21 protein-coding genes are annotated in these 19,451 nt (G+C 72.1%); 8 read left to right on the top strand and 13 right to left on the bottom strand.

What is annotated here, in order from left to right; all coding sequences use genetic code 11:
* Positions 1-14: 14 nt before the first annotated feature.
* Together ACFZBP_RS21760 and mshA are read right to left on the bottom strand one after the other, a co-directional pair.
* Complete coding sequence (locus ACFZBP_RS21760; protein WP_391415304.1) at positions 15-527, bottom strand: YbjN domain-containing protein; 513 nt, start codon at positions 525-527, stop codon at positions 15-17.
* Positions 520-1,827 (bottom strand): D-inositol-3-phosphate glycosyltransferase, encoded by a 1,308-nt coding sequence (gene mshA, locus ACFZBP_RS21755; RefSeq protein WP_383457651.1) that lies wholly within the window; start codon positions 1,825-1,827, stop codon positions 520-522. The genes ACFZBP_RS21760 and mshA overlap by 8 nt, the downstream gene beginning before the upstream one ends.
* Positions 1,828-2,241: 414 nt before the next feature.
* On the opposite strand from mshA, the gene ACFZBP_RS21750 reads away from it, so the two are divergent.
* The 3 genes from ACFZBP_RS21750 (at position 2,242) to ACFZBP_RS21740 (ending at position 5,885) form a co-directional block, all read left to right on the top strand.
* Positions 2,242-3,051, top strand: coding sequence for a class I SAM-dependent methyltransferase (locus tag ACFZBP_RS21750; protein WP_383457480.1), 810 nt, complete (start codon positions 2,242-2,244; stop codon positions 3,049-3,051).
* Positions 3,052-3,208: 157 nt separating this feature from the next.
* A complete protein-coding gene (locus tag ACFZBP_RS21745) occupies positions 3,209-4,282 on the top strand; it encodes an NlpC/P60 family protein (protein WP_391415302.1) in 1,074 nt (357 codons plus the stop codon).
* A gap of 307 nt (positions 4,283-4,589) precedes the next feature.
* Positions 4,590-5,885 carry a SpoIIE family protein phosphatase gene (locus ACFZBP_RS21740; RefSeq protein ID WP_391415300.1) on the top strand — a complete coding sequence of 432 codons (1,296 nt, stop codon included), beginning with the start codon at positions 4,590-4,592 and terminating at the stop codon, positions 5,883-5,885.
* Positions 5,886-5,976: 91 nt separating this feature from the next.
* Here ACFZBP_RS21740 and ACFZBP_RS21735 read toward each other — a convergent pair whose 3' ends face one another.
* The 3 genes from ACFZBP_RS21735 to ACFZBP_RS21725 form a co-directional block, all read right to left on the bottom strand.
* Entirely contained in the window at positions 5,977-6,309 is a 333-nt protein-coding gene (locus ACFZBP_RS21735; RefSeq protein ID WP_383457648.1) for a DUF2516 family protein, read from the bottom strand.
* Positions 6,310-6,497: 188 nt separating this feature from the next.
* Positions 6,498-7,223: a hypothetical protein gene (locus ACFZBP_RS21730; RefSeq protein ID WP_383457470.1), complete on the bottom strand. Its 726-nt coding sequence runs from the start codon at positions 7,221-7,223 to the stop codon at positions 6,498-6,500.
* 107 nt (positions 7,224-7,330) lie between these two features.
* Complete coding sequence (locus ACFZBP_RS21725; protein WP_391415298.1) at positions 7,331-7,987, bottom strand: helix-turn-helix domain-containing protein; 657 nt, start codon at positions 7,985-7,987, stop codon at positions 7,331-7,333.
* A gap of 159 nt (positions 7,988-8,146) precedes the next feature.
* Between ACFZBP_RS21725 and ACFZBP_RS21720 the strand changes: the two genes are divergently transcribed.
* The gene (locus ACFZBP_RS21720; protein ID WP_391415296.1) at positions 8,147-8,557 is read left to right on the top strand and encodes a DUF4259 domain-containing protein; all 411 of its coding nucleotides are present in this window, start codon (positions 8,147-8,149) and stop codon (positions 8,555-8,557) included.
* 31 nt (positions 8,558-8,588) lie between these two features.
* Here the strand turns inward: ACFZBP_RS21720 and ACFZBP_RS21715 are convergent, their stop codons facing one another.
* A complete protein-coding gene (locus tag ACFZBP_RS21715) occupies positions 8,589-9,125 on the bottom strand; it encodes a GNAT family N-acetyltransferase (protein ID WP_391415294.1) in 537 nt (178 codons plus the stop codon).
* A gap of 295 nt (positions 9,126-9,420) precedes the next feature.
* On the opposite strand from ACFZBP_RS21715, the gene ACFZBP_RS21710 reads away from it, so the two are divergent.
* Both ACFZBP_RS21710 and ACFZBP_RS21705 read left to right on the top strand, forming a co-directional pair.
* Positions 9,421-10,281: a GNAT family N-acetyltransferase gene (locus tag ACFZBP_RS21710; protein WP_391415292.1), complete on the top strand. Its 861-nt coding sequence runs from the start codon at positions 9,421-9,423 to the stop codon at positions 10,279-10,281.
* A gap of 169 nt (positions 10,282-10,450) precedes the next feature.
* A complete protein-coding gene (locus ACFZBP_RS21705) occupies positions 10,451-10,594 on the top strand; it encodes a hypothetical protein (protein ID WP_391415290.1) in 144 nt (47 codons plus the stop codon).
* A 402-nt stretch (positions 10,595-10,996) separates the two neighbouring features.
* Here the strand turns inward: ACFZBP_RS21705 and ACFZBP_RS21700 are convergent, their stop codons facing one another.
* Positions 10,997-11,344, bottom strand: a complete 348-nt coding sequence (locus ACFZBP_RS21700; RefSeq protein ID WP_391415288.1) for a winged helix-turn-helix transcriptional regulator — start codon at positions 11,342-11,344, stop codon at positions 10,997-10,999.
* 51 nt (positions 11,345-11,395) lie between these two features.
* Between ACFZBP_RS21700 and ACFZBP_RS21695 the strand changes: the two genes are divergently transcribed.
* Positions 11,396-12,289, top strand: a complete 894-nt coding sequence (locus ACFZBP_RS21695) for an NAD(P)-binding domain-containing protein (RefSeq protein WP_391415286.1) — start codon at positions 11,396-11,398, stop codon at positions 12,287-12,289.
* Here the strand turns inward: ACFZBP_RS21695 and ACFZBP_RS21690 are convergent.
* Positions 12,258-12,776, bottom strand: a complete 519-nt coding sequence (locus ACFZBP_RS21690; RefSeq protein WP_391416068.1) for an HAD domain-containing protein — start codon at positions 12,774-12,776, stop codon at positions 12,258-12,260. The genes ACFZBP_RS21695 and ACFZBP_RS21690 overlap by 32 nt on opposite strands.
* 44 nt (positions 12,777-12,820) lie before the next feature.
* Positions 12,821-13,444, bottom strand: coding sequence for an RraA family protein (locus tag ACFZBP_RS21685; RefSeq protein WP_391415284.1), 624 nt, complete (start codon positions 13,442-13,444; stop codon positions 12,821-12,823).
* 185 nt (positions 13,445-13,629) lie between these two features.
* On the opposite strand from ACFZBP_RS21685, the gene ACFZBP_RS21680 reads away from it, so the two are divergent.
* Entirely contained in the window at positions 13,630-14,472 is an 843-nt protein-coding gene (locus ACFZBP_RS21680; protein ID WP_391415282.1) for a nitroreductase/quinone reductase family protein, read from the top strand.
* A 175-nt stretch (positions 14,473-14,647) separates the two neighbouring features.
* Here ACFZBP_RS21680 and ACFZBP_RS21675 read toward each other — a convergent pair whose 3' ends face one another.
* The 4 genes from ACFZBP_RS21675 to ACFZBP_RS21660 form a co-directional block, all read right to left on the bottom strand.
* A complete protein-coding gene (locus ACFZBP_RS21675; RefSeq protein WP_391415280.1) occupies positions 14,648-16,726 on the bottom strand; it encodes a HelD family protein in 2,079 nt (692 codons plus the stop codon).
* Positions 16,727-16,810: 84 nt separating this feature from the next.
* Entirely contained in the window at positions 16,811-17,452 is a 642-nt protein-coding gene (locus ACFZBP_RS21670) for a TetR/AcrR family transcriptional regulator (RefSeq protein ID WP_383457423.1), read from the bottom strand.
* 10 nt (positions 17,453-17,462) lie between these two features.
* Complete coding sequence (locus tag ACFZBP_RS21665) at positions 17,463-18,233, bottom strand: HAD-IA family hydrolase (RefSeq protein WP_391415278.1); 771 nt, start codon at positions 18,231-18,233, stop codon at positions 17,463-17,465.
* Entirely contained in the window at positions 18,223-19,314 is a 1,092-nt protein-coding gene (locus ACFZBP_RS21660; protein WP_391415276.1) for a phosphotransferase, read from the bottom strand. Before ACFZBP_RS21660 ends, ACFZBP_RS21665 begins: the two co-directional genes overlap by 11 nt.
* Positions 19,315-19,451 lie beyond the last annotated feature (137 nt).

The following is a 19,451-nucleotide window of genomic DNA, read 5'->3' as shown; positions in this document are numbered from 1 at the left end:
GTACGGACCTGGGTTCAGTCGGTGGAACGCTTGGTCAGATGCGCGAACGCGTCCAGGTTGCGGGTCGACTCGCCGCGCGCCACGCGCCACTCGTACTCCTTGCGGATCGCGGAGGCGAAGCCGAGTTCCAGAAGCGTGTTGAAGGCGCCGTCCGCCGCTTCCAGGACCTGGCCGAGGAGACGGTCGATCTCGTCGGGAGTGATGGCGGACAGGGGGAGCTTGGCCGTGACGTAGATGTCACCGAGCCGGTCCACGGCGTAACTCACGCCGTACAGCTTGAGGTTGCGCTCCAGGAGCCAGCGGTGGACGCCCGGTTCGTTCTCGTCGGGGTGGCGGATGACGAAGGCGTTGAGGGAGAGGGAGTGGCGGCCGACGAGGAGGGAGACCGTCGTCGACAGTTTGCGGGTGCCGGGGAGTTTGACGACGTAGTTGCCGGGGGCCGGGCTCTCCCATTCGAGGTCGGCGTCCTTCAGGGTCCCCTCGACGACCTGCGCGGCGACCTGCTCCGCCTTCTGTGCGTCAGCCATGGTGGGAGCGTACGCGACGGCGGTAGGCCTGGGTCGCGGCCGTGTAGACGTCCGCCGTGGCGGCGGCCGCGGTGTCCCAGCCGAAGGACTGGGCATGCCGGGCCGCGGCCGCGCCCATCCGCGGGGACAGGTCGGGGTTCTCGGCGAAGCCGTGCAGCACGCGCGCGTAGTCGGCCGGATCGTGGCCCTGGACCAGGTAGCCGGTACGGCCGTCCCGGACCGCCACCGGCAGACCGCCCACGGCTGCCGCGAGGACGGGGGTGCCGGCGGCCTGCGCCTCGATGGCCACCAGGCCGAAGGACTCGCTGTACGACGGCATGACCAGCACGGACGCCGCGCGGAACCAGTCCGCGAGCTGCTCCTGGCCGACGGGTGGGCGGAACCGTACGACGTCCGCGATACCCAGGCGGGCGGCGAGCTTCTGCAGGCCCTCGGGCTTGGCCATGCCGCTGCCGCTGGGGCCGCCGACGATCGGGACGAGGACGCGGGAGCGCAGGTGGGGGTGCTCGTCGAGGAGGACGGCTACGGCGCGCAGGAGGATGTCCGGTGCCTTCAGGGGCTGGATGCGGCCCGCGAACAGGGGGATCAGGGCGTCCTGCGGGAGGCCGAGGCGGGCTCGGGCGGCGGCTCGGCCGTCTGCCGGTGAGAAGCGGGTGAGGTTGACGCCGGGGTGGACGACCGCGACCTTGTCGGGAGCCGCGGCGTAGTGGCGTACCAGTTCGTCGGCCTCCTCGGAGGTGTTGGCGATCAGGCGGTCCGCGGCCGTGACGATCTGGGTCTCGCCGATGACCCGGGCGGCGGGCTCGGGGGTGTCGCCGTCGGCGAGGTTGGCGTTCTTGACCTTCGCCATGGTGTGCATGGCGTGCACCAGGGGGGCGCCCCAGCGCTGGGCGGCGAGCCAGCCGACGTGGCCGGAGAGCCAGTAGTGGGAGTGGACCAGGTCGTAGTAGCCGGGGCGGTGGCCGGCCCAGGCCTGCATCACGCCGTGGGTGAAGGCGCAGAGCTGGGCGGGGAGGTCTTCCTTGTTGAGGCCCTCGTAGGGGCCCGCGTCCACGTGGCGTACGAGTACGCCCGGGGCCAGCTCGACGGTGGGGGGGAGGTCGGTCGCCGTGGTGCGGGTGAAGATCTCGACCTCGATGTTGATCGCGGCGAGGCGTTGGGCGAGCTCCACGATGTAGACGTTCATGCCGCCGGCGTCGCCTGTGCCGGGCTGGTGGAGCGGTGAGGTGTGCACGCTGAGCATGGCTACGCGGCGGGGGCGGCGGTGGAGCCACCCGAGCCGGTTGACGTAGTGGCTCACGTGGTGGTCCTCCTTGGCTGCGGGCATGCCTGGGTGAGGGTGCGGCCCTCCACGGGGGTGCAACAGCGGAGCGCGGGGTTCCCATTCCTGGTGGGGTGGTTTTTGCCTAGGAATTACCGGATGTCGCTCAACTGTTCGGGGGGCTGTGGCGTAGGTGGGTGCGACTGATGGGGCGGGGGATGTCTGCGGCGGCCTGTTGCGGTGAGTGGGGGTTCGCGTTGCGCCGGCGGTTGGAGGTGGGTCGGGGCCGCGCCGGGGGGGTGTCCGTCCTCGGTCGGGCGGCTCGGTTGGTTTTGGATGTGCTCTGCGTTGACGCCCACCGCTGCGGGCGGACACCTCCCGGCACGTCCCCTGCTCGCCGTTGCGCCGGTGCGGGTCGTCCCCACTTGCGGCCGGCCACTTACCCTCGTAGGCATGACTGCCCGCGCCTCCCGCCCCGTGGGAACGGTGACTCGCGGGACCACCAATCCCAATCGGTTGCGCCGTATGGATCGGTGGATCGCACATGTGCATGGCGGTGCGTTGCGGCGGGCCGGTGAGGCTGTGGCTGTCGATCTCGGGTACGGGGCCGCTCCCTGGACCGCCGTGGAGCTGCTCGGGCGGTTGCGGGCCGTTGCTCCTGGGGTGCGGGTGGTCGGGCTGGAGATCGAGCCGGCTCGGGTGGCCGCCGCCAGGCCGTATGAGCGGGACGGGCTTGCCTTTCGGCACGGGGGGTTCGAGATTCCGGTGGCGGAGCGGCCGATGCTCGTGCGGGCCGCCAATGTGCTGCGGCAGTACGAGGAGGGGGAGGTCGCGGCGGTCTGGGAGCGGCTGTGTGCCCGGCTCGCGCCGGCCCGGGACGGGGTCGGTGGCGGGTTGTTGGTGGAAGGGACCTGTGACGAGGTCGGGCGGCGGCATGTGTGGGTGGCGCTGGGGCCGGAGGGACCTCGTACGGTGACCTTCGCGGCTCGGTTGGGGTCGTTGGAGCGGCCTTCGGATCTTGCCGAGCGGCTGCCGAAGGCGCTGATTCATCGCAATGTGAGCGGTGAGCCCGTGCATGCGTTCCTACGGGACTTCGACCGGACCTGGGCCGCCGCGGCGCCCTATGCCTCGTACGGCGCCCGGCAGCGGTGGATCCGGGCGGTGCGGGACCTTGCCGTGGACTGGCCGGTGGTGGACGGGCCGGGGCGGTGGCGGCAGGGGGAAGTGACGGTGCGGTGGGAGGCGTTGGCGCCGCGGGGGTGAGGGCGGGGAACGATCTCCGGGAGTCGTTCGTCACAAAGGCGGGGAGATCGTCATGACGGGGAGGGAAAGGGGGGAAGCAGACCTCTGTCACTTTGCGCGTCGGCATGGCACGATCCCCCGTAAGTTACTGACGGGACATCAGTTTGGGGGCACTGGTATGGGTTCGGGCAAGCGCGGCCTGGTCACTGCGGCCGTGACCGTTGTCTGCGCGGTCACCGTTCTGGGGGCACCAGGGGCGGCGTTCGCGGCACCCACACCGACCCCGAGCGCCTCACCGTCCCCGAGCGCCGCGTCGAACAGCGACCTCGAGGCCGTCCGCAAGAAGCTGGAGAAGCTCTACCACTCGGCCGCCGTCGCCACCGACGCGTACAACGCCGCCGAGGAGGCTGCCGATGAGCAGTCCGCCCAGATCGTCGCGCTGGCCAAGAAGATCGTCGAAGGCCAGGAGAAGCTCGCCGACTTGAAGAAGCGCGCGGGCGCCGCGGCCGCCGCGCAGTACCGCTCGGGCGGGCTGCCCGACGAGGCGCATCTACTGCTCAGCGACGACCCCGAGGCGTTCCTCGACGGCACGGGCCGGGTGCTGCAGGGGCAGCGCGCGACCAAGGGGCTGCTCGCGGAAATGACCCGCACCCAGCAGGACTTGGAGCAGTACGCCAAGGACGCCTCCGCGCAGTGGCGGAAACTGGAGGACGGCCGCAAGGCCAAGGCCGCCGCCAAGAAGAAGATCCAGAAGGAGATCGCGGCGGCCGAGAAGCTGGAGTCCCAGCTGGAGGAGGAGGAGAAGGAGCGCCTCGCCAAGCTGGAGGCGGAGGCCGCGCACAAGGCGCAGACCGCCTGGCTGGACTCCGGCATCCTGAAGGACATCAAGGGCGAGGCCTCCGAAAAGGGGCGCAAGGCCATCGAATACGCCACCGCCCAGCTGGGCAAACCGTATGAATGGGGCGCCGAGGGGCCCAAGACGTACGACTGTTCGGGCCTCACCTCGGAGGCCTGGGCGAGCGCCGGCAGCGGCATTCCGCGGACCTCGCAGGAGCAGTGGAAGCAGCTCAAGCGCATCGACATCGAGGACATGCGCCCCGGCGACCTCATCATCTACAACGACGACGCCAGTCATGTCGCCCTGTACGTCGGCGACGGCGCGATCATCCACGCCCCGCGGCCGGGGCGGACGGTGACGGTGGCGGGGGCCGGATCGATGCCGATCCTCGGGGTGGTTCGACCCGATGCGTAAGCATTGAGGGTGACTTGCGGGGTGAGGAGTGGGGAGATTTCGGGGCCGCGGGCCGTGATCCCCGCCACGTGACCCAACCCACGCCGCCCGGTTTCCCGTCTGTCTGTTGACGTGACGTTCGTCATCCCCGAGCGTCCCCCGGGCTGTCCAACTGCGGTAGGGAACGCGGCATATGACAGCGGCCTGCGCCCAGCCGGCGTGCGCCACACCATTCCGTTGCGACGCCGACAACCGCTATGGTCCCCGTCGGTGGATCGAGACCCCTCGTTCCCACCATGCCCTCGGGGGGAGGGAAGGAACTCAAGAGATGCCCGTACCCATACCGCGGCAGAGAGCGATCCCGGCCGTGGAGAGTGGTCAGGCGCAGGCCGCATCCCCAGGCGGCACCTCCACGGAAGAGGCCCCGCGTAAGGAAACAACGGTCGAGAACACCAGCCACACCAACCTGACGCTGCTGCTGATCGAGGACGATCCCGGCGGCTCCGCGATCGTGCCCGAGCTGCTCGACTCGGCCGGCAAGCCGATCCGGGTGCGCACCGCCCGCAACCTCACCGAGGCCGAGCGGCTGCTCACCGACGACGTCCACTGCATCCTGCTGGACCTCGCGCTGCCCGGCCGCCCCGACGACGAGGACGAGCTCGGCGTGCTCAAGCACGTCCTGGAGCTCGCGCCCCGTCATGCCGTCCTCGCCCTCACCGCCTCCGGTGACGCCGAGCGCGGCGCCGAGGCCGTGCGCGTCGGCGCGCAGGACTACCTCTTCCGGGACGAGCTGGACGGGCGGCTGCTGAGCCGGGCGATCCGGTACGCCGTCGAGCGGAAACGTTCGGACACGGCCGAGCGCCGGCTCGCCGAGGGCCGGATGCGGGCCCAGGAGAACCGTCGCCTTGAGCGCGGTCTGCTCCCGACGCCGCTGCTGGAGGGCTCGTCCCTGCGGTTCGCCGCGCGATACCGGCCGGGGCGCTCGCGTGCGCTGCTGGGCGGCGACTTCTACGACGTCGTCCGTACGGCGGACGGCACCGTGCACGCCATGATCGGCGACGTCTGCGGCCATGGGCCCGACGAGGCCGCGCTCGGTGTGGAGCTGCGGATCGCCTGGCGGGCACTGACGCTGGCTGGGCTGTGCGGCGACGAGCTGCTGGGCACGCTGCAGCAGGTCCTGGAGCACGAGCGGGCCGACGACGAGATCTTCGCGACGCTGTGCACGGTGGACATCGCGCCGGACGGCCGGCGCGCCGGGCTGTGCCTGGCCGGGCACCCGTCGCCGCTGCTCGCCCGGCCGGGGCGGGCGGCACGGCTGCTGCCGTACGACAACAACGGGCCCGCGCTCGGGCTGCTGCCCGGGGCTCGCTGGCCCCGGATGCAGGTGGAGCTCGGGGCGGAGTGGTCCCTGATGCTCTACACCGACGGCCTGATCGAGGGGCGCGTCGGTGAGGGACGGGAGCGGCTCGGACAGGACGGCATGGTGTCCATGGTCCGTCGGCAGCTGTCCGAGGGGCTGCGCGGTGAGGCGCTGCTGCGGGCCGCGGTCAATGAGGTTCGGGACCTCAACGGGGGCGAGTTGGCGGACGACGTGGCGGTGTTGCTGCTGGACCGGGGGGTCTGAACCGGGGGGTCTGAACCGGGGAGGTTGAACCGGGGAGGTTGAACGGCTCGCCGGGCGTCGCCCCCCTGGCGTCACCCCTGAAGGGCGTTGATCAGCGGCCGCCGTTCCACGGGCCGTACGGGCCGTCGCTGCTCGAGCCCCTTCTGCTGCGGCCGCCGCCGGGCAGGCCCTTGATCGCGGGGCGTACGTCGACCATGTACACGATCGTCGCGATGAGGCCGATGATCGGCAGGAACGACAGGATGTTGAAGATCAGGTTCACCACGAAGGCGAGCCCGAGGATGATCATCCAGAACGGCTTGGTCTGCTTGTCGGCCGCGCGGTAGGCGTCCTCGCGGCGGATGGCCGCGTCGACCAACGCGAAGCCGGTGAAAAGGATCAGGGCCACACTCAGCAGCCACATGAACCCCGCGAAGCCCTGCATCAGCACTACGTCCACCACCCGACTCGGCTCGTCTTTACGCGGTCACCGTACCCGCAACCGCAGGCCGGCTACCCGAACAACGGGCCGAGCACCTGTTAAGTGCCCGGCCCGTGCGGGTCGGCCCCATTTCACCCGCCCGTGTGACCTGGAGGTACCTGGGGCGGGCCGGTCGCGAGCGGGCCAGGGGCTTACTTGGCGGGCGGGGTCGTCTTCTTGGCGGTCGTCTTGCGCGCGGCCGGGGCCTTCTTGGCCGGGGCCTTCTTCGCCGGGGCGGCCTCGGCGGCGGGGGCGGTCCCGGCCGGCTTGGCCGTCTCGCTCTTCCCCGCGTTGTCCGTCTTGTTCGCGGTGTCCGACTTGACCTCGACCGGCTCGGCCTTCGGCTCGACGGCCACGGCGAGCTCCTCGATCCCCTCGGCCGCCTCGCCGCGCCAGGTCTTCACGGCCTGCTCGCCGTGCTCGGCGACCTTCTCGTAGGTCTCGCGGGCCTTCACGGCGTACTCGGCGGCGACACCGATGGTGCGCAGCGCGATGTCCTGGGCGCTCTCGCCGAACTTCTTCAGGTCGGCGTCGAGGTTGCTGCCGAGCTTCTTGAAGTCCGCGTCCAGGTTGGTGCCGAACTTCTTGATGTCGGCGTCCAGGCCGCTGACGAACTCGTTGACCTTGGTCTGGAAGCTCTCCTGAGCCTCCTTCGCCTTGGCACCCGCCTCCTTGGCGCGGGCGGCGGCCTTCTCCTGGACGGCCTTCGGGTCGGTGTTGCGCACGGCCTCGAACCGCGCCGGCGCCTCGGCGCGCAGCTGCTCCACCAGGCCGGGCACCTTCCTGGCCTGCTGAAGGGCCAGGTCGGCGGTGCCGGCGGCGAAGTAGAGCGGGGTCGGGTCGCTGAGGGTCTTACGCAGGTCGTCGGTGATGGCCATGGTGATGGTCCTCCCGGTTTGCTCTGAGGTGAGGGTTTTGGGTCCCCACGATCGGCCGGGCCGATGCAGGCCGACGCGGACGGGGTCGCGCGTACGGCGGCTTGCGGTCAGCCCGCCGACTGCTGGGGGTCGATCGGGTCCTCCAAAGCGGCGGCGTTGCCGTCGGAGGTGGGGGTGGTGCGGGTGGTGCCGGTGCTGGCGGCCTTACGGGTGCGGCGCGCGGCGGGCTTGCGGTCGGTGTCGGCCGCCGTGCCGTTCGACCCGTACGGGCCGTTCGCGGCGCCGGTGCGGTCCGTGTCGGCCGTGCCACCCTGCCCGGGGTGCGCCGCGCCCTGATCGGCCGAGACGGCTTCGGCCGCCGCTCGCCGCACTGCCTCGGCGGCCTCGTCGGCCTCCCCCGCCTCGGGGGATATCCCGAACCCGTTCTCCTTGCGGAAGGATTCGTAGATCTGGAGCAGCACCTGCTTCTGCCGCTCGTTCAGGGTGGGATCGGCGAGTATGACGGCGCGCGTCTCCACCTCGTCCCGGTCCCGCTCGGCGTCGAGGATGCCGGCCCGCACGTACAGCGTCTCGGCGGAGATCCGCAGCGCCTTGGCGACCTGCTGCAACACCTCCGCGCTCGGCTTGCGCAGCCCGCGCTCGATCTGGCTCAGATACGGATTGGACACCCCGGCGGCATCGGCGAGTTGCCGCAACGACAGCTGCGCGGTGCGCCGCTGCTCGCGCAGATACTCACCGAGATTGCCGACGTTGAGCGATGCCATGGCTCCACCTTGCCTCACTGTCGCTAACTATTGCAAGCACCCGCTTGCAAAAGTGCGCCATGACACTTCGAACGGGGGGTGTTGGGGATCTCCGTGGCCACTGTCAGTGGCTCCTGACAAGCTGCCCTCGCCACAGACCGACATGATCAGGAGCCGAGCATGGGCACATGGGGAACCGGCCCCTTCGACAGTGATCTCGCCGCGGACTTTGTCGATGAGCTGGAGGGGCTCTCGCCCGAGCAGGTCATCGATCTGCTGCGGGAGGCCCTGCGACGGGTTGCGGATTCCGGCACGCGAGTGGACGGCGGAGACGGGGTGGAAGCCGTCGTCGCCGCCGCTCTGGTCGCCGCTCAGGTGCCTGGCAGCAGCATGGTGATCGACCCGGATGACGGGCCGCGGGAGCCGCTCCCCCAACTGCCCGTCTCCTTGCGTGCGCTGGCCCGCAAGGCGCTTCGCCGTGTCACGGAAGACGGGTCCGAGCTGACGCAGGGCTGGGTGGACAGCAACGACGCCATCGCCTGGCGCCAAGGGGTGCAGCGGATCCATGATTCGTTGGCCACGAGTGGCTGAGCGCCTGTAGGTGCCTTGGAAAACAGGGGGCTCAATCGGACGGCGTGGCCGAGGGCCGCGTGCCGAACCACTGCTCGGCGCCGTAGGCCTCGAAGCGCTCGACCTCGATGAACCCCAGCTTCGCCGCGAGGCGCATCGAGCGGAGGTTGGCGGTCTGGGTGGCGAGGACCACTGGTTCGCCGAGAAACGCGTCGGCGAACCAGTCGAGTACCGCCGCGCACGCCTCGGCGGCGTAACCGTGCCCCCATGACCACGGCAGGAACAGGTAGCCGAGTTCGGCCTTTCCGGCAGCCTGACGAAGGTGCCCGCTTTCTCTGGTGAGCGTGATCTGGCCGATCACCGCCCCGTCGAGGTCGACGATGAAACGGCCGGGGCGACCGCTGGGCGTCTTGGGCAGCTCGCGCTCGAGTTCGTGACGCGGTCGGGGGCCACCGAGGTACGCACCCACCTCCGGCGAGGCCAGCAGCTCGATGACCGCCGCACGGTCCCGGGCCTCGGGCTCACGGAGTACGAGCCTCTCGGTTCTGATCGGGGCAGGCGGCCAGGCGACGGGTCCGAGGTCAGTCATGACGGCCAGCCAATCAGCCCCGAAGCCAGGCGTCGAAGCCCGTCGGCCATCGCCCCGACCCGCCCCACCCCGACCCGACCCGACCCGACCGCTGCAAGGCCTCGCACCCCCTCTGCGCCGCAGCGCTCCCTCTCCCCTCCCCGTCCCCTGCGACATCGCGACCGCGACGACCGCGTCGCCGCCCCACCCCCTCCCGCCGCCCACAACAGACGCCCCACCCCCCACTTGACCAAAACCCACCACCCCTACCGCCAACCCCCTCACCCCCACCCACCCCATCGGGAATGCTGCCCCCATGCGCCCAGACGACTGGCACCTCGCCCAAGACGTAAACGACTTCCTCGCCCGAGCCGGAGGCTTTCTGCGGGGGCGGCCCGGGATGCATGTCATGGCGTTGACGTGGGCCGAGAGGGTGCGGACGCGGGGGGCGGAGGCGTTCGGGTGCGGGGCGCCGGTCTACGGCGTGCTGGAGCGGGCCGGTGAGGTGCGTGCCGCCTTTCACCGCCTCCCGCCCCGCGCGCTGTGCCTCACCCCGCTCACGCCCGAGGAGGCCGACGCACTCGCCGCCCGGCTCTCCGGACTCGGGCACTCCCTCCCCGCCGTCAGCGCGGACGACAGCACCGCCACCGCCTTCGCCGAGGCCTGGCAGCGGCACACCGGAGCCACGCCGACACTCCGTGACACCCGGCTCCGGCTGTACCGCCTCGACGCGCTCACCCCGCCCGATCCGATGCCGGCCGGTCGGGGGCGGGTCCTGGGCGAGGAGGACCTCGATCAGGTCATGTTCTGGTGCGGCGAGTTCGCCAAGGCCGTCGGGGAAGACATCACCATCGACGCCGAGTCGTGGGCCGGTACGCGTTACGCCGACAAGCGCTACACCCTCTGGGAGACCCCGGACGGCACCCCCGTCTCCATCGCCGGGATGAATCCGCTGATCGGCGGTCAGATCCAGGTGGACATCGTCTACACCCCGGCCCACCTGCGCGGTCGCGGCTACGCGGCGGCCGTGACGACGGAGGTGAGCCGGGCCGCGCTGGCCGCCGGCGCCAAGGACGTCGTCCTCTTCGCGGACCTGGCCAACCCCGCCAGCAACGCTCTCTACCAGCGCCTCGGCTACCGCAAGCTCACCGACTGGGCGGCGTACGACTTCTCCTGACCTCAGCTGCTCCCGGTCCTCGCCCCCGCCCCCTCCCGCAGCCACCACCGCTACCGCCACCGCTACCGCCACCGAGCGGCTGAACCCGGCCGCCGTGCGGCGTGTCCGCGTGGGCGGGCGCGGTGGCCCGGCGCAGTGTGGTCGGTACGGGCGTCGTCGAGGAGGAAACGTGAAGCGTGGAGTCGCCGCCGTTCTGGCCGCCGTTCTCGCCGGGCTGACGCTGGTCGCCGCGCCCGCGGTCGCCCGGGACGACCACGGGAACATCGAGCGGAACGAGTGGAACATCCCGATCGCCAACCTCCGCGTCCTCTAGGACCTGTCCGCGGACCATGCCGGTGTCGCGGGGTCCGGCTCGCGCATCAGACCCCGCTCACCCGCGCTATGAGGCGCCGTTCCTTGCGCCGGCCTGATCCCCCGGATCCACCGGGCAGGCCCTGGTCGAGGAACTGACCTTGGCGTAGCCGGAGCTGGTCGGCATGGTGCTCACGTCCTTCCGCGAATGCCTCGTACCGAGGAGACCGGCTCCGCGCAGGGGAACTCATCGGCAGCGGCCGACCCGCGAGGGGCCGGCCATACCCACTTTTTTGTGGGTACTTGGCAGCGCGCCCGCGCCGTCCGACCCTTGATGTGGGTGATCGACGAGGCGCCGGACGCGCCCGGTCACCTGGGGAGTCCTACGGCGGCGGCGTGTGGTGGACGGAGGTGGCGTTTCGGTTCAGGAGACCGGCTGGGCCCCGGTCAGTCGCTCCACGCGGCGGTGGCCCCAGTCGGAGAGCGGGCCGAGAGCCTCGGCCAGGTCGCGGCCGAACTCGGTCAGTGAGTAGACGGTCTTCAACGGCAGTACGTCGTACACCTCACGGTCCACCAGACCGTCCGTCTCCATCTCGCGCAGCGCCTGGGTCAGCACCTTCTCGCTGAGGCCGGGCAGCCGGCGGCGCAGTTCCGCCGGGCGCAGAGGGCCGGACTCCAGCTGCCAGAGCAGCGACGTCTTCCACTTGCCGTCGACCACCGCGAGCGCGGCGGTCACCCCGCAGACGTTCGGATCATGGCGCCGACGCGACATGTCACCACCCCTTTTGTCATCAATTATCGTCACCCTACAGGGAGTTGAGTCATGCCCACCTTCGACCACGAGTCCGCCGTCACCGTCATCGGTCTCGGCCCGATGGGCCGGGCGCTGGCCGGTGCGTTCCTGGACGCGGGGCTGCGGGTCACCGTCTGGAACCGCACGCCGGGCCGGGACCGGGAGCTCGTCGACCGCGGTGTCACGTCGGCCGCGTCCGCCGCCGAGGCGGTCGCCGCCAGTCCGCTGACCGTCGTCTGCGTGGTGAACTACGACGCCGCCGACGCCGTCCTGCGGCAGGACGCGGTCACCGACGCGCTCAAGGGCCGTACGGTCGTCAACCTGACCGCCGACACCCCGGACCGGTCCCGGGACGCGGCCGACTGGGCCGACGCGCACGGCATCCGGTACCTGGACGGCGCGATCATGACGCCGACCACGACCATCGGCAGGCCGGAGGGGGTGTTCATCTACAGCGGCTCCGCGGAGCTCTACGGCGAACACCGGCAGGTCCTCGACGCGCTCGGCGGCACCCACACCCACCTCGGCGAGGACATCGGCCGGGCCGCGGCCTACGACGTCGCCCTGCTCGACATCTTCTGGACCTCCATGGCGGGCTTCGCGCACGCGCTGGCCGTGGCCCGGGCCGAGGGCGTCACCGCGCGGGAGCTCACGCCCTTCGCGCAGGGCATCGCGACGATCCTGCCGCCGCTGTTCGAGGAGTTCGCGGGCGACGTCGACGACGCCACCTACTCCGGTGAGCTCAACCCGATCACCTCCGGTGTCTCCAGCATGTCCCACATCGTCCACGCCTCCGAGGCCCACGGCATCGACGCCTCCGTCATGCGCGCGATCGAGGGCCAGGCCCGCCGTGTCATCGCCCTCGGCCACGGCACGGACGGCTACCTGCGGGTCAGCGAACTGCTCGGCCGCCACCTGCGCTGACCCACTCCTCCAGCACGGCGAAGTCCCGCCCGGTCAGGCCGTGGCGGTGGTCGACGCGGTGCAGCAGGGCGGGCGCGCGGTGGTGGCCGGCCACCCAGGCCCGGTCGGCGTCGGTGATCTCGTCGTCGACCCAGACGAACGGGCGCCCCGCGGCCCACGTCACCAGCGGCCGCGTCTTCCAGTGCGGGCCGCGCGTCCCGAGCCGCGGCTCATCGGCCTCGTCCGGCCACTCCACCACCGGCAGCGGGGGCAGTCCGAGCCAGGGCGCGAGGCAGGTGTTCGCGTCGTCCAGCCAGGTCGTCGCCCACACCAACTCACAGCCGAGCGCGGCGAGCTCGCCCAGGCGGTCACCGAGGGCGGGGTCGACGCGGGAGAGCAGGGGGTGGGTGGCCGTCTCGGGCAGCGGGTGGGCCGCCTCGTACACGGGGTACGGGCGGTCCGCCCCGAAGGGGAGCAGCGTTCCGTCGACGTCCAGGAACACCAGCACCGAGGACGGCACCGGAGGTGACGAGGGGCCCGGTGTCGGTGGGCTCACCCCTCGAACCCGCCCTCCGCCAGGATCTTGTCGATCCGGGCCCGGTGTGCCGTCTCCCAGTCGTCGAGGGACTCGCCCGCCTCCCTGGCCAGTCTGGCGCGGGCGCCCGCGAGGATCTCCTCCCGGCGGGCCGCGGGGACGACCACGACGCCCTCCTCGTCGGCGACCACGACATCCCCGGCGTCGACCGCCACGCCCCCGCAGACCACCCGCTCGTTCAACGGTCGTACGGCCGCCTTGGTGCCCGGGATCGGGAGGACGCCCCGCGCGAAGACGGGGAAGCGGGCGTCCCGTACCTCCGCGAGGTCCCGGATCACGCCGTCGGCGACGAACGCGGCGATTCCGCGGCGCTGGGCGACGGCACAGACGTTTCCGCCGGCCAGGGCGTGGTCGAGGTCGCCCGACTCCACGACCACGACGGAGCCGGCCGGGGCGCGGTGGATGGCGGCGTGCAGCATCAGGTTGTCGCCGGGCGGGCAGGACACCGTGTACGCCGGGCCGGCGACGCGCGGGACGGGGCCCCACAGCGGACGGATGCCGAGGCCCATGACCTGCGCTCGGCCCAGCAGGTCGGCGAGCGTCGTCGTGGGGATGTCCTGGAATCGCGTGGCGTTCGTCATGGGACGGAAGGTACCGTCCTGATCCATGACTGCCGGGTCGGCCATGTGCCGTGAGCGAGTTGGGTGTTGCCCGGCCTCTGAGTGAGGCTGTGGCGGCGGGCCAGGAGCCCGCCTCTTTCTCTTCGCCTTTCCCTCCGTGCCCTCCGCACGGACATCCAGCGACAGAGAAAGAGAAAGAGAGAGAATTGCCCCACGTTTTCAACCAGCAGGTCATCGAGGAGTTCCGCGCCAACAAGGGCCGCGTCGGCGGCTACTTCGAAGGCGCCCGGCTCCTTCTGCTCACCACCACCGGCGCCCGCACCGGCCGCCCGCACACCACCCCCGTCGGCTACCTCCCCGACGGCGGCGACCGCGTCCTGGTCATCGCCTCGGCCGCCGGCGCCCCCAGGCATCCGGCGTGGTTCCACAACCTCCGGGCGAACCCGCGAGTGACCGTCGAGAGCGGCGCGTTCACCTACGAGGCGCGGGCCGTCGTCCTCGACGGCGAGGACCGTGACCGGGCCTTCGGGCGGGCCGTGGAGGCGGATCCGGGCTGGGCGGCGTACCAGGAGAAGACGGAGCGGGTGATTCCCGTGGTCGCCCTGTACGAGATCGCCCAGGGCGGGCCGCCGAACATCAACGCCTCCTCCATGGGCGAGGCCATCAAGGTCGTCCATGACGCCTTCCGCCGCGAACTCGCCCTGATCCGCGAGGAGATGACCACGGTGGGCGGTTCGGCCCTCGGCGCCCAGCTGCGCGTCAACTGCCTGACCTTCTGCGCGGGCCTGCACAACCACCACACCGGCGAGGACATCGGCATGTTCCCGGTCCTGGCCGACCGCCACCCCGAGTTCGCGCCCGCGCTGGCCCGGCTCGGCGAGGAGCACGAGCGGATCGCCGAGCTCGTCGAGGACCTGCGGCGCGTGGTGTCCGCCGAGGACACGGACCCGGCGGCCGCCCGCGCCGAGGTGGAACGGCTCACGGCGGCACTGGAGGCGCATCTGACGTACGAGGAGGAGCAGCTGATCCCGCTTCTCGACGCGGCGTGAGAGCGCGCGGGAGGCCGTCGCCGTTCGGAGCCGTGGCCCTTCGCGGCCGTCGACGTTCGGGGCCATTGCCCTTCGCGGCCGTCGACGTTCGGGGCCATTGCCCTTCGCGGCCGTCGACGTTCGGGCCATTGCCCTTCGCGGCCGTCGCCCTTCACGGCCGTCGCAGCCGGCCCGCTCACCACGGCAACGGCCTCCCGTGCACCACCTCCAGACCCGCCACCGCCCGCGTCACCACCACATACAGCCGGTGCAGCCCCCGCTCCTCCGCCTCCACGATCGCCGCCGGCTCCACGGCGACGACATGGTCGTACTCCAGCCCCTTCACCACGCTCGCCGGTACGACGGCCACCCGCGCCCCCAGCTCGTCCGCGCCGCCCGCCTCGATCCCGGCCGCCCGCAGCGCCTCCCGCACCCGGTCCACGTCCCCGTCCGCGGCGACGACCCCGACGGACCCCTCCCGGCCCAGCGCGTCCCGTACGGCACCCACGACAGCCCCCGGCAGATCCCCGTCGGCCGCCCGGACGCGCAGCTCCCCGTCGCCCCGCAGCGAACGGGCCGCCGGCACCGCCACGTCCAGCCGCTCCAGCAGCCGGTTGGCCAGCGCCAGCACCGCCCGGGGCACCCGGAAGCCGGTGGTGAGCGGCACGACCACGGCGTCCGGCTTGCCCAGGTGGGCCAGCACCGTCTCCCACGACCGCGCCGCCCACGCGGTCGTCCCCTGCGCCAGGTCCCCGAGCACGGTCACCGACCCGAAGGCGGCCCGGCGCGCGATCGCCCGGCACTCCATCGGCGACAGGTCCTGTGCCTCGTCGACGACGACATGGCCGTACTGCCGCGGATGCTCGATGAGCCCGGCGACCTCGTCGAGCAGCACGAGGTCGGCGGCCGACCAGCGTGCCGACTTCCATGACCGCGGCGGCCTCGCCCACAGCAGCGCCTTCTGCTCGTCGGCGTCCAGCAGCCCGTCGGCGGCCCGCGCCAGAGCGTCCGGATCCATGAGCAGCCCGGACACGACCTCCTCCGGCCGCACCCGGGGCCACACGGCGTCGAGGTACTCCCCCACCGCCCGCGCCCGCGAGATCTTCTGCAGCCACGCGGCACCCGGCGGCCCGCCCCGCCGCTCGGCCTGCTCCAGGATTCGCCGCACGACCCGGGTCCGCACCCGCTCCCGCCCCACGGCGTACGGCGGCTCCTCGGCCCGCACGCCGGCCACGATCCGCAGCAGCTCGCCCTCCGACACCCGCCACCGGTACGACCCGTCGGGCACGGCCAGCGGACCGATCCCCTCGCCCCCGCCCACGCGCGCGTACAGGGCGCGCCGCAGCACCTCGGCCATCCGGGCGTCGTGCTTGACGGCGGCGGCCCTCTCGTCGTCGGCCCCCTTGACCGGATGCCGGGCGATCTCGTCCCGCAGCGTGGACTGGCGTACGCCGGTCTCGCCGAGGGCGGGCAGCACCTCGGAGATGTAGGCGAGGAAGGTCGGGTTCGGCCCGAGGATCAGCAGGCCGCCGCGGCGGATGCGCTGCGGGTGGGTGTAGAGCAGGTAGGCGGCGCGGTGCAGGCCGACGGCGGTCTTGCCGGTGCCGGGGGCGCCCTGGACGCACACGGAGAGGGTGAGGTCGCCTCGTACGAGATCGTCCTGCTCGGGCTGGATGGTGGCCGCGATGTCCCGCATGGGTCCGACGCGGGGCCGTTCGATCTCCCGCGCGACGATCTCGCTCGCCCCGGACCCGTCCGTCCCCGGCCCGCCCGCCTCGGCGAGGTGCTCGTCCTCCAGGCCGGTGAGGTCGGCGGAGTCCCCGCGGCTGCCCGGCGCCCAGCCGAAGCGCCGGCGCACGGCGACGCCCTGCGGGTCGCGGGCGCCGGCCTGGTAGAAGGCGCGGGAGACCGGCGCGCGCCAGTCGACGACGAGGGGCGGTTCGGCGGGGTGCTCGCTGATCCGCAGCCGCCCGATGTGCAGCGCCTGCTGCCGCTCCAGGCCGGCGAAGTCCAGCCGCCCGAAGAACAACGGCCCCTCGGGCAGCTCGTGCATCGCCTTCGCCTGGCTGCGCAGCTGGTAGCCGAGGACCTCGGCGTCGGCTCCGGAGGCGGAGGCGTTCTCGCCGACGACGACCTGTTCGTCGGCGCCGTCGACCATGGCGGCGAGGGCGGTCTTGCAGCGGTCGTGGTGGGCGCGTTCCTGGTCGAGGGCCTGGCGGAGGCCGCGGTGGGGGTCCTGGGCCTTCTGGTGGAGGGCAGGGTCGGGTGACGTCATTCCATGGAGCGTACCGAAATAACGTAACCGAGTTAAATCTTTTACTCAGCCTCAGTCAAGAAGGCCTCAGCAGTGGGCCCCAGTTCAGCGAGCCCCAGTTCCGTGGGCGACCAGCCCCGGCAGCCCGGCCTCCAGCACCCCGAACGCCCGCTCGGCCGCCGCCACGGCATCCCCCCGCACGTCGGCCGCCCGCTCCCCCGCCGCGATCCGCCGCCAGTTCTCCTGCGCGAGGATCCGCTGCACCGCCACGATCTGCCCCGCGGCCAGCCGCGCCTCCAGCCCTCCCCCGAGCGCCTCGGCGAGCGCGGCCTCCGAACGCTCCAGATAGCCGTACATACGAGCGACCAGCGCGGGCGTCCCGTACAGCAGCGACTGGTAGGCGAGCACCTCGGGATGGTCGTTGAGCCCGGTGATCGGGTCGCACCGCTCCAGCCCGTCGAGGAAGTGCCGCCGCAACGCCTCGACCGGCGACGGCCCCTCCCGCACCACCCGCGCGGCCTCGTCCTCGTGATCGGCGAACCGGTACAGGACGAGATCCTCCTTCGTCGGGAAGTACCGGAACAGCGTCGGCTTGGAGATCTCCGCCGCTGCGGCGACATCGGCGACGGAGACGGCGTCGAAGCCCTTCTCCAGGAAGAGGCGGACGGCGGTGTCCGAGACGGTCTGGTACATCCGCTGCTTCTTGCGTGCGCGAAGGCCGGTCCCGGCGGTGCCTGGCTTGCTCATGCGGTCGAGCCTACGGTCCTGCGGCGCCCGCGCTTCGAGCCGCTCCTCGCGCCGCTGTTCCTTCAGCCGCCCCCCAAGACCTCGCGACCAACGGCAGATACGACGTGATCACCACGGAGGCCCCCGCGTCCCGCAGCCCCTTCACCTTGCGGGCGTTGCGGCCGTAGCCGATGAAGCGGACACCGGCCCGCTCGGCCGCCCGCACGTCCGCCTCCGTGTCGCCGATCATGACGGCGTCGTCGGGCGCGAGGCCCAGGCCGTCCAGGGCGCGGAGCACGACATGGGGGTCCGGTTTCATCAGGCCCGGGTCGGTGCGGCCGTGGACGGCGGCGAAGCGGCCCCGCAGCCCCCGGAGTCCGAGCTGGCACCAGGCCGCCTCGGGTGCGTTGTTGGTGACCACGGCCATGCGCACCTGCCGTTCTGCCAGCCTTTCGATGAGGACGTCGGCGTACGGGGTGGGCCAGGCCCGCCGTGCCGCGTCCACCTCGCCCGCCGTCAGGCGCTCCTCCATCAGGTCCAGGAGTTCGGCCACGTCCCTGACCGACCGGGCCCGGTGCACGGCGCGCAGCACCACATGGGGGTCGATGGCCCGCTGTTCCCCTGCGGTCAGCAGGTCCTCCGCGCCGAACTTGGCCACGACGGCGCGCAGTTCGTCGGCCACGGACGCCGACGCGCCCCTCGGGAAGAGCCGGCAGATCGGGCCGTCGAAGTCGAAGAGCACACACCGCGTGGCCGTCAGCAGGTCCCGTACGTCCGTGGCGTCGGCGAGGTCAGCCGGCATGCGTCTCCATCCGGGGGGCCGCCTCCGGGTGCGCGACGACGTCCGACGCGAGGCCGGGGACGTCCGGCCCGGCGAGGCCCTCCGCGGCACCGTCCGTCTCCTGCCGCCGGACCGCTTCGGCCGCCTGCCACCGCCGCAGCGCGTCCACGGTGCACCGCTCGTCGGGCACGTCCACGAGCGCCAGCGGCTCCCTGGCCCGGTGCAGCGCCCTGCGGATGTGCTCCGCCGCCCCGGCGAGTTCCTGCTCAGCCGGCCGGTCCGCGAGGGCGAGGGCCGCGCGCATCACGTCGGGGAAGACCGACTGCGCGTACTCGAAGCGCAGGTAGACGGGCAGGTCGTGGTCGAGGCCGACGGTCATGTCCGCGTGGCCCGCGTCGCACATGGCGTCCCGCCACATACGGACCATCAACTCGTGCTCCGTCTTGTCGTACGCCATCCGGACCAGATGTGTCGCGAGGTCGTGCAGGGGGTCGCCGTACATCGCGAGTTCCCAGTCGATGACCGCCAGGCGGGCCCCGTCCGGGTCTTCGACCACCAGCACATTGGACCGGTGGACGTCGGTGTGGAGGAGGGCGAACGGGCGGCGGCTCAGCTCGGGGACCGAGGTCATGAACCGTTCCACCACCTCGCGCGTGACCCCCACGGCGTCGAAGAGCTCGCCGAAACGCGGCCGGTTGGCCTCGTGCACCTCCCGGTCCGTGAACCGGTGGAGCCAGGCCAGGAAGGACCGGCTGTCCCCCTCGTCGGGCCAATCGGCGGGCAGTGGCGGCAAGTCGGCCGAGGGTACGTCGGCCAGACGGGCGAAGAAGTCCGCCAGGGCCGCGAGCCGCTCGCTGCCGACGGGGCCGTGGGGAACCTCGTCGACCAGCGCGAAGCCGGCCAGATAGGTGTGCAGCGACCATTCGCCGAAGTCCGCCAGACAGCGGGGTACGCCGCCCACGTGCCGGCCCACCGCCCGCAGTACGTCGCCCTCGCGGGGCCAGATCCGCGGCACCACCTCGACGCTGGGCAGCGGCGTGCGGAACTTGGCGAGGTCCCGCCCGGACCGCAGGCCCAGCAGGAACGCCAGTGGCTGTCCCACTGCCGCGATGCGATTGGTGTTGTGATGGCCGGATACCACCGTCCCGAACGGACGCTGGCGCCGCGCCTCCGCGAGGTATCGCACCAGTGACTGGTGCGCTCTGCGGGGCAGAGGGTGAGACATGAGCGCGAAGGATA

Source organism: Streptomyces sp. NPDC008086 (genome assembly GCF_042957325.1).
Lineage (GTDB): Bacteria > Actinomycetota > Actinomycetes > Streptomycetales > Streptomycetaceae > Streptomyces.
The sequence above is the reverse complement of the archived record's forward strand: the minus strand, read 5'-3'. Positions and strand labels throughout refer to the sequence as shown.

Coding starts and splice junctions, on each gene's coding strand:
- ACFZBP_RS21760 (WP_391415304.1), bottom strand. CDS start 527: ATGGCTGACGCACAGAAGGCGGAGCAGGTCGCCGCGCAGGTCGTCGAG.
- ACFZBP_RS21750 (WP_383457480.1), top strand. CDS start 2,242: ATGACTGCCCGCGCCTCCCGCCCCGTGGGAACGGTGACTCGCGGGACC.
- ACFZBP_RS21745 (WP_391415302.1), top strand. CDS start 3,209: ATGGGTTCGGGCAAGCGCGGCCTGGTCACTGCGGCCGTGACCGTTGTC.
- ACFZBP_RS21740 (WP_391415300.1), top strand. CDS start 4,590: ATGCCCGTACCCATACCGCGGCAGAGAGCGATCCCGGCCGTGGAGAGT.
- ACFZBP_RS21735 (WP_383457648.1), bottom strand. CDS start 6,309: ATGCAGGGCTTCGCGGGGTTCATGTGGCTGCTGAGTGTGGCCCTGATC.
- ACFZBP_RS21730 (WP_383457470.1), bottom strand. CDS start 7,223: ATGGCCATCACCGACGACCTGCGTAAGACCCTCAGCGACCCGACCCCG.
- ACFZBP_RS21725 (WP_391415298.1), bottom strand. CDS start 7,987: ATGGCATCGCTCAACGTCGGCAATCTCGGTGAGTATCTGCGCGAGCAG.
- ACFZBP_RS21720 (WP_391415296.1), top strand. CDS start 8,147: ATGGGCACATGGGGAACCGGCCCCTTCGACAGTGATCTCGCCGCGGAC.
- ACFZBP_RS21715 (WP_391415294.1), bottom strand. CDS start 9,125: ATGACTGACCTCGGACCCGTCGCCTGGCCGCCTGCCCCGATCAGAACC.
- ACFZBP_RS21710 (WP_391415292.1), top strand. CDS start 9,421: ATGCGCCCAGACGACTGGCACCTCGCCCAAGACGTAAACGACTTCCTC.
- ACFZBP_RS21700 (WP_391415288.1), bottom strand. CDS start 11,344: ATGTCGCGTCGGCGCCATGATCCGAACGTCTGCGGGGTGACCGCCGCG.
- ACFZBP_RS21695 (WP_391415286.1), top strand. CDS start 11,396: ATGCCCACCTTCGACCACGAGTCCGCCGTCACCGTCATCGGTCTCGGC.
- ACFZBP_RS21685 (WP_391415284.1), bottom strand. CDS start 13,444: ATGACGAACGCCACGCGATTCCAGGACATCCCCACGACGACGCTCGCC.
- ACFZBP_RS21675 (WP_391415280.1), bottom strand. CDS start 16,726: ATGACGTCACCCGACCCTGCCCTCCACCAGAAGGCCCAGGACCCCCAC.
- ACFZBP_RS21670 (WP_383457423.1), bottom strand. CDS start 17,452: ATGAGCAAGCCAGGCACCGCCGGGACCGGCCTTCGCGCACGCAAGAAG.
- ACFZBP_RS21665 (WP_391415278.1), bottom strand. CDS start 18,233: ATGCCGGCTGACCTCGCCGACGCCACGGACGTACGGGACCTGCTGACG.